Origin of the sequence: Desulfosarcina variabilis str. Montpellier (assembly GCF_048565275.1) — a bacterium.
GTDB classification, from domain to species: Bacteria; Desulfobacterota; Desulfobacteria; order Desulfobacterales; family Desulfosarcinaceae; genus Desulfosarcina; species Desulfosarcina variabilis.
In genome coordinates, this window is sequence record NZ_CP159846.1 from 9,558,287 (window position 1) to 9,572,768 (window position 14,482).

Below are 14,482 nucleotides of genomic sequence, written 5' to 3' on the forward strand. Positions count from 1 at the left end.
TTTGGGCTTTCATGGAACCGATACTCACATACCGCGGCAGAACGGTTACCGCTCAGGATGCGGTATATATTCAGCAGTTGATCGACCAAAACCCCACGGACAGCCGCCGGCGCCTTTCCGTCAAGCTTTGCCAGGCCTGGGATTGGCGGCAGGCCAACGGCGCCTTTCGCGATATGGTGTGCCGGGGATTGATGCTTGCCCTTCACCGGGCGGGCCACATTCAATTGCCGGCCAGAAAAATGACCCCGAACAATCCGCTGGCCAGACGAAGGGGGCCTGAGACCATCACCATTGATCAGCACCCAATTGAAGACAAGCTGTCCGCCATTACCCCGCTTGTGTTTCGACAGGTTCGCCGTACAGGTGCCGAAAAGTTATGCAACAGCTTGTTGGCCCAATACCATTATCTGGGCTACACCCAGCCGGTCGGCGAACATTTGAAATACATCGTTTACTCCCAAGACCGGCCCATTGCGTGCCTGTCCTGGTCATCGGCCGCCAGGCATATTGGTTGCCGTGACCGGTTCATCGGTTGGTCGCAACATCAACGTACGGCCAACTTGCATCTGATGGCTTACAACAGCCGGTTTTTAATACTGCCCTGGGTTCGCGTGCCCCACCTGGCCTCTCATATTCTGGGCCGGATGAGTCGCATCCTGCCAACAGATTGGCAGGCGACATACAAGCATCGTGTCTATTACCTGGAGACCTTTGTGGACAAAGACCGGTTTGCCGGCACCTGTTACAACGCCGCCAATTGGATCTATATGGGTGATACCACCGGTCGTGGAAAAAATGACCAGACCCACCGCCCGAACCGGTCCATCAAGGCGGTTTGGGGATATCCCTTGGGCAAGCGGTTCAGATCCCATCTGACCGCAGGAGCAAGTGCATGACACCGCCGCCCATCGAACTGTCGGCTGAGGAACTCGAGGCGCTGATCGATCGGGTCACGGGTCAACTCCCGTAGTCTTCTGGAAAAGGATTATGAAACCCTTGCGGCCATGGGCGAGACGATCAATGTGTTGAGCCACAGTGTGGATGAAAAAGCTGCCTCCATCAAGCGATTGCTCAAGATGATCTTCGGCGCATCCACGGAAAAAACCGCCACCGTAACCAAAAAACGAAAGCCAAAGGGCAATTCACAACCAAAGGAGAAGAAAAAAGGCCATGGCCGAAATGGCGCTGCCGATTATACCGGTGCCGAAAAGACCACGGTTGCCCATGCACAGCTCAAACACAAAGATCGGTGTCCGGCTTGCCTGAAGGGCAAGGTCTATGTCTGTAAACAGCCCAGAACGCTCATCCGTGTCACCGGTACCTCGCCTTTAACGGCATCGGTGGTCGAGTTGGAAAAACTGCGCTGTAATCTGTGTGGCGAAATTTTTACGGCCAATGCGCCACAGGATGTTGGCGAGGAAAAATACGATGCCTCTGCCGGGGCGATGATTGCCCTGTTAAAATATGGCAACGGCTTTCCTTTCTACCGTCTGCAAAACCTGCAGGACAGTATCGGCATACCGCTGCCGGCATCCACCCAATGGGATATTGTCAGAGATTTTTATTGGCATGCCTACCCGGCCTTTGATGAACTGATCAAGCAAGCGGCCGGTGCAAAGGTGGTCCACAATGACGACACCACCATGAAAATTCTTTCCATGGTTAACGAGACCCAGGACGCCAAAAGAAAGGGCATCTTTACCAGCGGCATGATAGCGGTCGTGGACGGTCACAAAATCGGGCTGTTTTTTACCGGGCGCAACCATGCCGGAGAAAACCTGGCTGATCTTCTATCAAAAAGCGAAGCCGATCTTGGCCCTCCCATCCAGATGTGCGATGCGCTGTCCAGAAATGTGCCCAAGGATTTTAAAACGCTTTTGGCCAATTGTATGTCCCATGGAAGGCGGCGCTTCGTGGATGTATACGATAACTTCCCGGACGAATGCACCCATGTGCTGAACGTGTTGGGGAAAGTATATAAAAATGATGCCGATGCAAAAGCGCAAAACCTGTCTGACGAGCAGCGGATCGAATTGCACCAGAATCGTAGCGGTCCATTGATGAAGGAGCTTAGAAAATGGTTTGATGAGCAGTTCGAGGAAAAGAAAGTGGAACCAAACTCCGGTCTCAGGCAAGCCATCAAATACATGTGCAAGCACTGGGACGCGTTGACCCTGTTTTTACGCGTGCCCGGGGCACCATTGGACAACAATGTTTGTGAACGTGCCCTGAAAAAAGCCATTTTAAACCGGAAAAACGCCTTGTTTTACAAAACCGAACGTGGCGCCCGGGTCGGAGACCTGTATATGAGCCTGATCCACACATGCGAATTATGCAGTGCCAATCCCTTTGATTATCTGGTTGCACTTCGGGAGAACTCATCTGAAGTAAAATACCAACCTGACCAATGGATGCCCTGGAATTACAAACAGGCCGCTTCTGAAATAAAATCCTAACCATGACCTGGGCGTTTTGCCCTGCCTGTTCCATTATATCTTTAACACCACCGCCGCCGAACCAGCAGCACCCGCCTGGCGAAAAAAATCTATCTGCTCACGTTTGCCGCAAGGACACATAGGTGTTGATTTTGTTGAAGAATAAAACCAGACGAACGAATCTGTCAATAATCAAAGTGAGTTATCCATGATTGTGTGGAAATACCGATCTTATTTGCCACAGATTCATTGAAGTGGTTTTAGCCAGCACATACATGCAATGTGAGCGGGGCATCTATAGACAGAGGAAAACTACATTATATAGTGGTTTTTGAATATTACATTAAATTACAATGAGATAGCAGCTACCTGTACGCATAGCATTTGCCATGTACTTGTATGTAATCGTTAGTTTCGGAGGCGTGAAATTTCTTGGGATAATTAGCGTGGGTTGCACATCACAGATGGCCGGAGAATTAGAACCTCATAACGTTTAACGGAGTTGCTCCTCAACAGTCCTGCCGGCCTGACTTAGGCATCAACCGCACCGCGAGGAAAGTGCTTAACGAAGCCTGATAGTAGCAAGCCCGTCTGAGCCCAGGTGGGTCCGCTGGAGGAACTTGTTGGACAGCGGCGCTACGAGGACTTGCCCGAGTTTAGACCTGCTTGCTGGACGAGGCCGTCCAGCGCTTCAGCGAGGACCTCTGGAGCGTCCAAGGGGACAAACGTCATGGGCCCTTCCACACGGACCAGGTTGGCGTTGGGGAAGTCCTTGGCAAGTCGTTCGCCATCGGATAAAGGAAAAATCTTGTCTCCGTCGCCCCAAACGACCGTAACCGGATGCGTGAAGTCGGCGAAGCGGCGTGCTGTAGCGAGCGTTGTCGTTTGGCAGTCAGCCCCTGCGATGAATTTCACTGAGTCCGCACGGCTTTGAGGGTTTGAGTTGAAGTTCGCGAGAAGCTCAACGGAGCACTCTTGTGGGACGGGTTTGCTACAAACACTAGACATGAAGCGTTTAGCACCCTATGGACCACTAATTAAGCTATCGAAACGATTATTCGCTTCTGCCGGATTGGATTTGCATAAGTCTCGAAGCGGTATCATTTCCTTAGGCGGAAAATTCTCGTAGGAATCTACATTCGTAAGCAAGAGTCCTGCGATGCGGCCAACTGCCGGATGGTCGGAAGTAACAACGAGCTGGCAAACAGCGCCACCGGTGTCGTTGCCAACCAGAATAACGTTGCGCAAATCCAAGCGTTCGATGAACTCGAGCACCATGGCTGCCACTCCGTGCGGAGACAGGTCGGCGTCTTCAAAGCGCTCACGATGACCGCCGAGCGGCCATTCAACTTGGAAGGTTCGCACGCGACCGTCAAAACAATCGACTGTGTCGTCCCAAAGTCCGCTGGACACCCAGATGCCCTGTACGAACACAACTGGAGTGCCTAAGCCTGCCTCAACGTAGTTGAGGACTCCTCCCGGTACTTCGATGCGCTTCTCTTCCAATCTTGAACCCTCCGCCAAATAGCTGATTCACCGGCCAGGGAATTTGTTTGCCTGGACGTCTATTGCTTAAATTAAAATCCATCATGCACAAAAAATACAGTCAATCTCTGACCTTATCAACCCCCAACCTTCTATGTCGCTTTTTTTTTAATTTTTTGTCACACTTTTTAAATATATGAGTCTAAATAGAAAAACACACTTTACCAGAAGGATTGATTAGATGGATTCAAATTTGGAACAATTCGTCAGGCGGGCAAAAAATGGGAATCTGCAGGCACTCGAAGAGGTTGTCTGCGGTATTCAAGAGAAAATTTACGGGTTGGCATTGCGGATGCTGGGTCACCAGGAAGATGCAGAAGATGAGACGCAGGAGATTCTAATCAAGGTGATAACTCATTTAAGTGACTTTCGTGAAGAAAGTGCTTTCAGTTCCTGGGTTTACAGAATCGCCTGTAATCATCTTCTGACTGTACGGAAAAAAAGATACGAACGCATGGATTTAACATTCGATCTAATGGAAGAATCGGTTTCTGCCGGGCTTGAAAATATGGAACCTCTGACTGTTTCAGGACCGGAGCGGGATGTGTTGTTGGAAGAAACCAGGGTCGGTTGTATGCAGGGAGCTCTTGTCTGTCTGAAGAGGGAAGTGCGAATAGCCTTTATTCTTGGTGAACAATATGGGGTAACCAGTAAAGAAGGTGCTTTTATATTGGATATCACTCCTGAACTGTTCCGCAAACGCCTTTCCCGGGGCAGGAAGAGTTTACAAAATTTCATGCAAAAAAACTGCGGCCTGGTCAATAAGGACAATGCCTGCAGGTGTCACAAACAAGCCGGAGGACGCTTGAAAAATGGTCATATTGATATGACTTTTGTTAAAAAGGAAAATGCTTCAAAAGGCAGATCGGAAGCTGTGGCCCATTTGAAGGAATTGGCTGAAATCGACCGGACTGTTGCAATGTATCGCCATTATCCAGAATATCATACGCCGGAGTCGTTTACTTTTATCATGAAAGATTTGATAAAGTCAGGGAAATACAAAGCCCTCAGTGAATAACACCCCTTGCAGACAATTCTGCTGAGGGCATTTAAAAACATCATTTAAATAAGGAGGTTACATCATGAAAGTATTAGTGACTTATTTCAGCCAGAGCGGAAACACAGAAAAGATAGCAAAAGCCATTTGGGAAGAAGCAACACAATCGAATGAAGCAGATTGTAAAAAGCTTGAAGATATCACCCCCGAAGGTGTTTCTGGATACGACGTCATTTTTATCGGCTCACCGCTGCACGCCGGCAGCCTGGCAGCACCCGTAAAAGAATGTTTAGGTGTTCTCAAGGCAAGTTCCGGTCAAAAAATGGCGGGTTTCATAACTCATATGGCTCCGGCCTATCCTGATCAGGACATGGAAGTTTTTACCGAGCCCATAAAAGCAGCATGCAAAGAAAAAGGCATTGAATACAAGGGCTGTTTTGATTGCCAGGGTTTTTTGGCTGAAGCTATGCATGGTCCGGTGCAGAAGAAACTGAATATGGATGATGAACAGTGGGCAGGTATGGTTAAAGCGATGACCGGGCACCCCAACGAAGAAGACGTGGAAAACGCTAACGCGTTTGCAAAGGAAGTTTTGGGCTGATTTCAAACCCAATAAAAATATGGAGAAATAGAAATGGCAAAACACAATTGTGAAAACTGCAAATTAAGAGCACGGTACGACAAAAATCCCAGATCTCTAATAGGCCGTATGTGGCGGTGGCACATAAACTGGTGTCCCGGTTGGAAAAGGTACATTACCTCATTGCCGGATGAAGATCGAAACAGGATTTCACGCACATACAATATGAAAAAATATAAAAATGTAGACGGGACCATCGCAGCAGAATTGCAGGGGTAAACGAAGAGGGTCTTATCATATATCTAAAAAAATCGCAGAACAAAAATCAGAGGAGAATTAAACAATGAAAGTATTGGGTATTTCGGGAAGCCCCAGAAAAGATGGCACATCAGGGACTTACAAGCTTGTGAAGACAGTTGTGGAGAACACTGGGTGTGAGTATGAGATTGTCTCTCTAAGAGGAAAGAAGATTTCAGGCTGTATTGCCTGCCTTGGATGTGCCAAGGATAATATATGCAAGCTAAAGGACGATTTAGAGCCCCTGCGGGAAAAAATTGTGGAGGCAGATGCCTTTGTAATAGGAGGACCCAATTATTTCGACACCCTGAATGTCCTGACACACGCTTTTTTTGAGCGTTGGTTCCAATTCCGGCATCAGGCAGGCAGTACCTTGTGGGGAAAACTTGCCGTGGCCGTTGGCGTGGGCGGAACCAAAGGGAAAGCCCCTGCTGACCAGATCGAAAAAATGTGCCTGTTTAATTTTATTGAAACCGTGGCCAAGGTCCAGGGCCTGGGAGCTGCCTCCTGCTATACCTGCGGGTTCGGGGAAACTTGCGAGGTGGGGATACAAGCCTTTCACCGCTCCCAAGGGTTAAAATATACAGATGAGATGCCTCCGGATGTTGAAAAACAACCAGATGTGATAAAGGCTGCAGCAGATGCGGGAAAGCTGCTTGGACATCGCCTTAGTGACGGGCATGACAGAACAAAAGTGACCAAGGAGGTTCAGGAAAAAGTAATGGCCTTGTTCGGCCAGGCCGTATAATTCGTATCCGTCGCGCGACCTATGGAGGCGAAATGAGTCTTGTGACGCCATGCAGATTAAGCGAACTGTTCCGCTAATCCGTTTTAGATAAAGCGACATTCCGGGAGAGCGGTCATTCTATAGTTTAGATGTCTGTTTGGGACACAAACCTGCTATTCCATTATTAACTACACGTATCACAATTAAGTTAGAAGGTTTTCATCATGCTTAAAGGTAGAAAGTTTCTTATTCAAACCATCATTGTCCCTTTTTTGATAGCCATAACCACATTAAAAGCAGAGGCACAAAATATGTCACAAATTGATATTGCTACGAAATATTATAATGCTCTTTATTCGGGTGAATACGATACTGTTAGAAGTGTTGCGTCTCCTGATATGGTGTTTGAAGATCCTACAGCACCAGAAGGGTTTGGCATCCCACCCCGAATAGAGCAATTAGAGGAATGTCTAAAGTTTATTGAAGCTAATACGCCGGGGGAAATAGAAATTGAATACACAGATAATTATGTTTCAAATGATCGCGTAGTTCTAAAAGCTAAAATGAACGGTACAGCACCAGCAAAAATTTTCGGTATGGGGGAGGAAGGAAATGTTGCATTTACTACGAAAGGTGTATCCATTTTACATGTTGTAGATGGTCGGGTGATTCACCACTCTGATTACATGGATTATTCAGGTACGGTTTTAAGAAAACTCGAAGATTAAATGTCAAGAAAATAGATTTAAGTTTCTAAAAAATCTTTCAATGAAGCAAAGGGCAAGTGTGGTTATCAAAAATACCGTTTTTTGTAATCTGTTTTGGAGATGTTGAACACTGATAGAAGAAAAAGTTGAAAAAGATGCATTTCAGAACAACAAAGATCTGATAATATGAAAATTTTTAATGGGACTGTAGTTGATATAGGTAAACTTTGCCTCAGATTTACGATTACCGAGGAACTCAATCCCTGGATAATGGATTCAGGAAATACTTTCTTCAAAATTGATGGTCGTACAGAATTAAAAGAAGGTATTCCAGCAAAAGAAGGACTTGGTTTTTTTAGAAGCATTTACATTACTTCAAATGGAGAAACCATCTACACAAATGATTCCGGGTACTTGACTGACAACAAGGATCAGTTTGGCCAAGTAAAAGAATCTACGATTTTTATAACACCTTCTAAGACCTGCCTCTCCTTGAATGCAGTTGGTAATTACTTTGGTAACGGTGAATATAATATCACCAAAAACAAGGTTCTTGGAAATATTCCAATTGAATCTTGTGAGGATATATTTCACACTGACCAGTTAAAAGACTTAACTAAAACAGATCTGGGTCTTTTTCGAGTAAAAGAGGGTAAGCATGCCAGTCAAAGATATATGTCAGAGAAAGAGCAGGACGAATTTGTCAGATTTATTTCAAAAATAGTAAATAAACATTCTATTATTCATATCCAATCAAAAAGGAAAGAATTTCTTGAAATTGTAGAAGGGGAAATTCCCATTGTTGTTCCCGAACTTGTTAGCCAGGGGTATTATGCGCTTCCGGTAAGAGTGATGACAGGATGTGGGGGAAAATGTAGAATGTGTAGTTTTTATGGCAAAAGGTCTATCAAAATCTGGGATACTTTAAAAGTATTAGAAGAAATAGAAGCACTGAAAAATTTTATGGAAGAAGATTATAAAGATATGAAAAGATTTTTTTTAAGTGATGGCGATGCACTGGTACTGGAGACTCATTCACTGGAAAGAATTCTTAATAAAATTAATGCCACGTTTAATCTTAATTATGAGTACACCACGGCTTCACCTTCCCTTGGTTTTGCGTATACTTTTGCAAAACCTTCAACAGTCGCAAAAAAACCACCTGAAGATTTAGCAAAATTAAGAAGAGCAGGATTGAGTTATGTAAATATGGGTATGGAGACAGGGTGTCAAGAACTGCTCAATCTGGTAAAGGAAGACCTTGTATTAAAAGATCTTAAAACAACAATACAAAAGCTGGATGACGTGGGGATACAATATTCTGTTAACCTTATCCCGGAGTTAGGAGGAGAGAAATACAAAGAAAAAAACTATGAAGCAATGAAGACATTTTTCCATACCATTAATTTTAAAGGTAATGTTTTTTTAGCATCTATGCAAAGAGGACCGATTTATCAGAATTTTTTGGAAAAAAACAACTTGAAAGATTGTCCCAAAAACACAAAGTATCCTGCTGATAATTCTGATTGGCTAAAACTTTTTATAAAATACCAATATTTTTTTGAGGACAAAGGTATTTCAGCCCAGGAATACAAATTTGTCAGTATGTGAGGGGGCCAGAAATGGAACGTTTTAAAAAACCCCTTGTTATTTCATGTGGCATTTTGCGTAAAGAGATTGAGCATCTCCAGAGAAAAGGCGATATCGACGTGGAAGCCTATTTCCTGAGTGAAAAACTGCATATGGACTACAATCTTCTGGATCGAGGGCTGAACTGCGCTCTCAAAAAGCATCAAAAAAAGAGCCACCGGGGTATCGTTGTTGTTTACGGGGATCTCTGCCTGGGGTTTAACGATGAAATGAAGACACTGATAAGTAAATACGATGCTGTCAAGGTGGATGCCCTGAATTGCATCGACTGTCTTCTCGGTGGCAAGGGGAATCTCCTTAATTTGGACCCGGATCATAAGATCCTCTTCCTGAATCCAGCATTCATCGAATTTGGTGAGAAGATAAGGGAAGAAACCAAAGAATGGACCCGGGAGACGTACAGCATGCTCGACGGTATCGTCCTCTTGGATGCCTTGGGTGATCTGGACGATTACCAGTCGAAGATCGATGAGATTGTGGAGCGTACCGGCCTCCCGATTATCGATCGTATGGATGCGACATTCATATTACCCAAGCACCTCAGTTCACAGTCGCAATCGGAGCGGTTTTGGCCGGATAAATCAAGCCGTATTAACACCTTGAATTTTAAGAATTATTGCCAGGCTAACTGACAGATAAAATCTGTGCCGAGGACTATTGATAGTGTTCTTTTCGGGATTAATGATTTCAACTCAGGACTAATTCCACCGCCTTTCACATGAAGACATGTGGTTGGTAAATTGAGAGGAAATTTATTAAAAAGGTTGGTGCAGAATAGATCACAAGAACCGAAGCTATTTGCCCTTGCAGAAGTTCCATGTAACTTGCCAGCCCCCCTAAGTATAAGGCAAGACATAAAATTTGCATTTAGCAACTGGATATCATACGATTATCTTGGGTACTACCCGTATCGTGAACCCTTTAACCCAAGGAGGAAGGCTATGAAACTTTCCAAAGCAGCCAAAATCTGGATCGATTACCACAAGACCCATTCGAAAAAAAAATACGGTGCGAGCCTACCGGGCCATCATCGAACGGTTTATCCAGGAATTCGGTGACGGGCCCGTTGACCAAGTCACTCCGGAACAAATTCTGACCTACCTGAACCGTCTTACCGAAGGAAACAAACCCTACACCAAGCGAATCCGTTATTCCCAGCTCTCTTCTTTCTTCAACTTCGTCCGCAATAATATCGATCCCGAACTTCTTAATCCATGCGATAGACCCATGATCCGAAAATTGTATCGGGAGAGGGTGCCTTTGAGGTGGAAAATCATCGAAAAGGAAACCATTGACGAAATCATCTTCCGCACCACCAAGGTTCGAAATCGATTGATCCTAGAATTAATGGCCCGAGGCGGCATGCGCATTGGTGAAGTACTGAAACTACGATTGGGAGATCTGCAGGGCCGCAAACTGGTTCTGCGTGAACCCAAAAGCGGCAAAGAATATGAGTTTGTTTTCATCCCTCAGAAAGTGGCGGATCGATTACGCGAATACGCGCTGCAGGTGTGCAATGACCCCAGTGATCGGATATTCCCGATTTCCTATGAGGCTGCCAGAATGATGGTGATCAAATCCGGCAAACTGGTCGGTGTCAAACTCCGACCGCATGACCTGCGTCGGCATTCGGCAACTTTTGCATCTCGGTCTGGCGTACCTATTGAAATTATCAGCAAAGTCATTCTCCGGCACGCGAATCTTTCGACCACACAAAGGTATCTGGGAACGATCAGCGATGTGGAAGCGATCCGATGGATTGAGAATATATATGGCTAAAAGAAAAGGGGTGAGGCCGGTTGCCGACTTCACCCCATTCATACTTGCCAGTAAAGATACGCAGAGCTAAGCGTTGATATTTTCGGGAAATGGGAGCCACAATATATTGTATGGAGTGGTCTATTATGCTGAAAATATAAGTATAAACGTCTATAGCAGTAAAACGCACGTTTCAGAAACCATGAAGTATGATTCGGCTATAACAAGTTATAGAAATTCCACCCTTTCCACACTATACCAAGCTGATCTCTATACCGGAAATAATGAATTGGCGTCGGGAAATGGGTAGCAACCACCCTGGCAGATTCATAGCGCCTTTTTGATCTCAATTTTTTCCCTCGACAAGCGATCTCAGCAACCTGTATATTTTATTAGTAGTTTTAGGCCATCCTGTCTGCGCCGTTACCGATAATTTTACAGACATGGGGATATTGTTTTCCCTAACCAATCAAAGCTGCCTTCCATCAGGGCACTTCAGTTATAGTAGATGACGAGAGCCTAATATGAACTGCACTGATATTTCTTCTTTTTTTAATCTCAAGTGGATGGGCCTTTTCATTCTCTTGATGCTTTGCGGCACCACAGCTTATGCCAGTGAGCCTGAACTCCAGACCCTGACAATGGCAGAAAAAGAGTGGCTGAGCAAGCATTCCGAGGATATTCCCCTTTGGTTCAATGATAATTTTCCCCCTATTGAATATATTGACGAGGAAGGAAATTTTAATGGGATGGCGGCCGATGTGATCGCCCTGGTGGAAAAACAATTGGGCATCACCTTTGCGAAAACGGTTTCCAGAGACTGGAACAGGAATCAGGTTGCCCTGGAAAGTGGAGCGTGCGCCGTTGCCCCGGCGATTGTCAAAACCGCGGAAAGAGACCTGTACGTTTTGTTTTCGCCTGCCTACGCCAAGATTCGCGCAGTCATCATTAGCACCCAAATTTACGGCACCGGTATTGCCATCAAGGACCTGAAAAATAAAAAAGTTGCCGTTGTATCCGGAAGCGCGACTGAAAAATATCTCAAAAGCCTTCCCGATTTGTCTTTGAACATCATAACCTTTGCACACGTTCCTGAATGTTTGCGTGCTGTCGCTTTTGGACAGGCGGATGCTTCTGTAAACAATCTGGCCATTGCCTCTTACCACATAACTCAGGAGGGAATCACCAACCTTCATGTGGCCGGCGTTACCGATTACATCTCCGAGTTGCGCATCGGTGTAAGCAAGAAATACCCGTTGTTGTTTTCTTCGATTCAAAAAGCTGTGGAGAGCCCATCCCCGGAAGCGTTGGCCGCGATTCAGGATCGATGGATAAAGCTGAACGTAAAGGTGGGGTTGTCTTCAAAAACGGTAGAGCGATTAAAGGCAGCCGGCATCTTTCTGTTTCTGCTTATTATCAGCCTGGCCTGTATTTCCATCATTTTAAAGCGACGGCTGAACGAAAAGGTGGTGCGGCTGCAAAAAGCACAGGACGTAATCACCAAAAGCGAAGCCCGCTACCGGTCATTTTTCGAAAACGCCCCGTTGCCGATGGTCGAGTTGAACACAACCAACGGGCAGGCCCTTTTAAACAGAAGTTTTACCAACACGTTTGGCTATTCCGAAGAGGATATAGCCACGCTTGAGGACTGGCGACTCCTGGCCTATCCTGATCCTGAATACCGGGAAGAGGTCCATCGGGAGTGGGAGCAACTCGTACAGGAAGCGATTCAGTCCGGTACGCCAATAAAGGGCAAAAAATACAAGGTGACCTGCAAAGACGGAACCGTTCGTACCATAAGCGTCCGGGCAACCCTTGTCGACGAAAGCATATTGGTCAACCTTATTGATCTCAGCGATATCATCAAAACGAAAGCCGAACTGAGAGCCAGCTTGGAACGATTCCAGGCGCTCTTCAACCTTCTTCCGTTCTCGTGTGTGATCAGCGACATGAACGGACGCTACCTCATGGCCAACCAATATTTCTGTAAGAAAGCAGGCAAAACTCAAGAGGAGCTTGCTGGCCGCACCTTGGAGGAGTTTGGCCGGATAATCAATCCGGACGACAAAAAGAGGATTACCGCAGAATTGATAGAGAAAGGCGAGATACATGACGTTGAGATTGCCGTGACGCAGGGTCAAAAGCGCGAACATATTCTTTTTTCCAGTCGGATTATTGATTGGGAGGGAGAAAAAGCCATATTGACAGCAACGCTCGATGTCACGGATCGTAAAAATGCGGAGGCGCAGTTACGACAATCCGAAGAAAAGTTTTCAAAGATTTTTGCCATGGCCCCGTCCATCGTCGCTATCTCCCGGATGGAGGATGGATGTTTCGTTGATGTCAACGACGGCTTCGAAGAAATTACAGGGTGGGAAAAAAGCGAGGTTATCGGATTGACGTCCACAGAAATTCGTTTCTGGGCGAAACCGACGCTTCGGTCGGACTTGATAAAAGAGCTGGAGGCCGGGCGGGATCTGTTGAATTTGGAGGTGAATTTTCGGCGCAAGGACGGCACCGTTCGTATGGGACTGTATTCAGCGCGGCCCATCAACTTATCGGGTGAATTGTTTATCCTCTCTGTCGTGCAGGACATCACGGAAATAAAAAAGATAGAAAAGGAACGGCAAGAATTACAGAAGCAGCTTTTGCAAACCCAGAAAATGGAAGCCATCGGTGTGCTGGCCGGCGGGATCGCTCACGATTTCAACAATATCTTGTCCGCCCTAATGGGGTTTACCGATTTGGCCAAAATGGAAGCGGAAGGGAACGACGCGCTTATGGGATATCTGGATGAAGTCAGTGCTGCGAGTTTTAGGGCCAGGGATCTTGTCAGGCATATCCTGACCTTCAGCAGAAAAGCTGATTCAAAGACGCAAATTTTCTCCCTGAATCCCCTGGTTAAGGAAACTCTGAAATTCATCCGGGCGTCCATACCGGCCAACATTGAAATTCGATCGGAGCTGAATACCAAAGCCGACCAGGTGCTGGGAGACCCGACGTTTTTCCACCAGGTCCTGATGAATTTGTTTACCAACGCCGCCCACGCCATGAAAAAAAAAGGCGGGTTACTTGACGTCAGCCTGGACGTCATCAATATCACGATGGATGAGTCAGCCCAATCTAAAAGCATAAAACTCGGCAAATACCTTCAACTCATCGTTTCGGATACGGGCTGCGGCATTCCCAATGCCTTGGTAGACAGGATTTTTGAACCGTTCTTTACCACAAAGGAGCGCGGCGAAGGCACCGGAATGGGCCTTTCGACCGTTTATGGAATTCTTAAAAAAATGGGCGGCAGCATATCCGTTTACAGTGAAGAGGGGCTTGGCACCACCTTTAAAATCCTGTTGCCGTTACAAGAGGGCGCCGCTGAACGCAAAAAAGCCAAAACAAAAGAACCGCTGGTGAAGGGGAGTGGAAGGGTTTTGGTCGTGGACGATGAAGAATCCATCGTCAAGGGAACATGCGGCATCCTAACCAAGCTGGGGTATGAGACAAGGGGCATGATTTCAAGTACCGAGGCCTTGGAGCATTTTACCAGCGCCCCCTCTGGCTACGACCTGGTTTTGACCGATATGACCATGCCGCAAATGACCGGACTTGATTTTTCAAAGGAGATTAAACGACTCAACCCGGATATCCCCATTATCCTTTGCACGGGGTTCAGCCATGGTTTGACCAAAGAGATCTGCCGTTCGATAGGAATTGTCGATTTGGTAATGAAGCCCATAATAGCCAGTCAGCTATCCAGAACCGTGCACCGTGCGCTGAATAAAGAGTAAG

The 14,482-nt window shown here is 46.2% G+C and carries 12 protein-coding genes; 10 read left to right on the forward strand and 2 right to left on the reverse strand.

The window, feature by feature from the left end:
* The first annotated feature begins 11 nt into the window (after positions 1 to 11).
* Together Dvar_RS42910 and tnpC are read left to right on the forward strand one after the other, a co-directional pair.
* On the forward strand, positions 12 to 896 hold the full coding sequence (locus Dvar_RS42910; RefSeq protein WP_419659600.1) for a DUF4338 domain-containing protein: 885 nt from the start codon (positions 12 to 14) through the stop codon (positions 894 to 896).
* 108 nt (positions 897 to 1,004) lie between these two features.
* Positions 1,005 to 2,456, forward strand: a complete 1,452-nt coding sequence (tnpC, locus tag Dvar_RS42915) for an IS66 family transposase (protein WP_419659601.1) — start codon at positions 1,005 to 1,007, stop codon at positions 2,454 to 2,456.
* 615 nt (positions 2,457 to 3,071) lie between these two features.
* Here the strand turns inward: tnpC and Dvar_RS42920 are convergent.
* Both Dvar_RS42920 and Dvar_RS42925 read right to left on the reverse strand, forming a co-directional pair.
* Entirely contained in the window at positions 3,072 to 3,350 is a 279-nt protein-coding gene (locus Dvar_RS42920; RefSeq protein WP_419659602.1) for an alpha/beta fold hydrolase, read from the reverse strand.
* A 108-nt stretch (positions 3,351 to 3,458) separates the two neighbouring features.
* Entirely contained in the window at positions 3,459 to 3,941 is a 483-nt protein-coding gene (locus tag Dvar_RS42925) for an alpha/beta fold hydrolase (protein ID WP_419659603.1), read from the reverse strand.
* 220 nt (positions 3,942 to 4,161) lie between these two features.
* Here Dvar_RS42925 and Dvar_RS42930 point away from each other — a divergent pair, with 220 nt between their 5' ends.
* From Dvar_RS42930 to Dvar_RS42965, 8 genes are all read left to right on the forward strand, one after another.
* On the forward strand, positions 4,162 to 4,998 hold the full coding sequence (locus Dvar_RS42930; RefSeq protein WP_419659604.1) for an RNA polymerase sigma factor: 837 nt from the start codon (positions 4,162 to 4,164) through the stop codon (positions 4,996 to 4,998).
* A gap of 64 nt (positions 4,999 to 5,062) precedes the next feature.
* On the forward strand, positions 5,063 to 5,578 hold the full coding sequence (locus Dvar_RS42935) for a flavodoxin family protein (RefSeq protein ID WP_419659605.1): 516 nt from the start codon (positions 5,063 to 5,065) through the stop codon (positions 5,576 to 5,578).
* 322 nt (positions 5,579 to 5,900) lie between these two features.
* The gene (locus Dvar_RS42940) at positions 5,901 to 6,602 is read left to right on the forward strand and encodes a flavodoxin family protein (RefSeq protein ID WP_419659606.1); all 702 of its coding nucleotides are present in this window, start codon (positions 5,901 to 5,903) and stop codon (positions 6,600 to 6,602) included.
* A 203-nt stretch (positions 6,603 to 6,805) separates the two neighbouring features.
* On the forward strand, positions 6,806 to 7,309 hold the full coding sequence (locus Dvar_RS42945; protein ID WP_419659607.1) for a nuclear transport factor 2 family protein: 504 nt from the start codon (positions 6,806 to 6,808) through the stop codon (positions 7,307 to 7,309).
* Between the two features lie 165 nt (positions 7,310 to 7,474).
* Positions 7,475 to 8,899 (forward strand): radical SAM protein, encoded by a 1,425-nt coding sequence (locus Dvar_RS42950; RefSeq protein ID WP_419659608.1) that lies wholly within the window; start codon positions 7,475 to 7,477, stop codon positions 8,897 to 8,899.
* An 11-nt stretch (positions 8,900 to 8,910) separates the two neighbouring features.
* Positions 8,911 to 9,570, forward strand: coding sequence for a DUF1638 domain-containing protein (locus tag Dvar_RS42955; protein WP_419659609.1), 660 nt, complete (start codon positions 8,911 to 8,913; stop codon positions 9,568 to 9,570).
* 376 nt (positions 9,571 to 9,946) lie between these two features.
* Positions 9,947 to 10,717 carry a tyrosine-type recombinase/integrase gene (locus Dvar_RS42960; protein ID WP_419659610.1) on the forward strand — a complete coding sequence of 257 codons (771 nt, stop codon included), beginning with the start codon at positions 9,947 to 9,949 and terminating at the stop codon, positions 10,715 to 10,717.
* Between the two features lie 503 nt (positions 10,718 to 11,220).
* On the forward strand, positions 11,221 to 14,481 hold the full coding sequence (locus tag Dvar_RS42965) for a PAS domain S-box protein (protein WP_419659611.1): 3,261 nt from the start codon (positions 11,221 to 11,223) through the stop codon (positions 14,479 to 14,481).
* The last annotated feature ends 1 nt before the right edge of the window (position 14,482 follow it).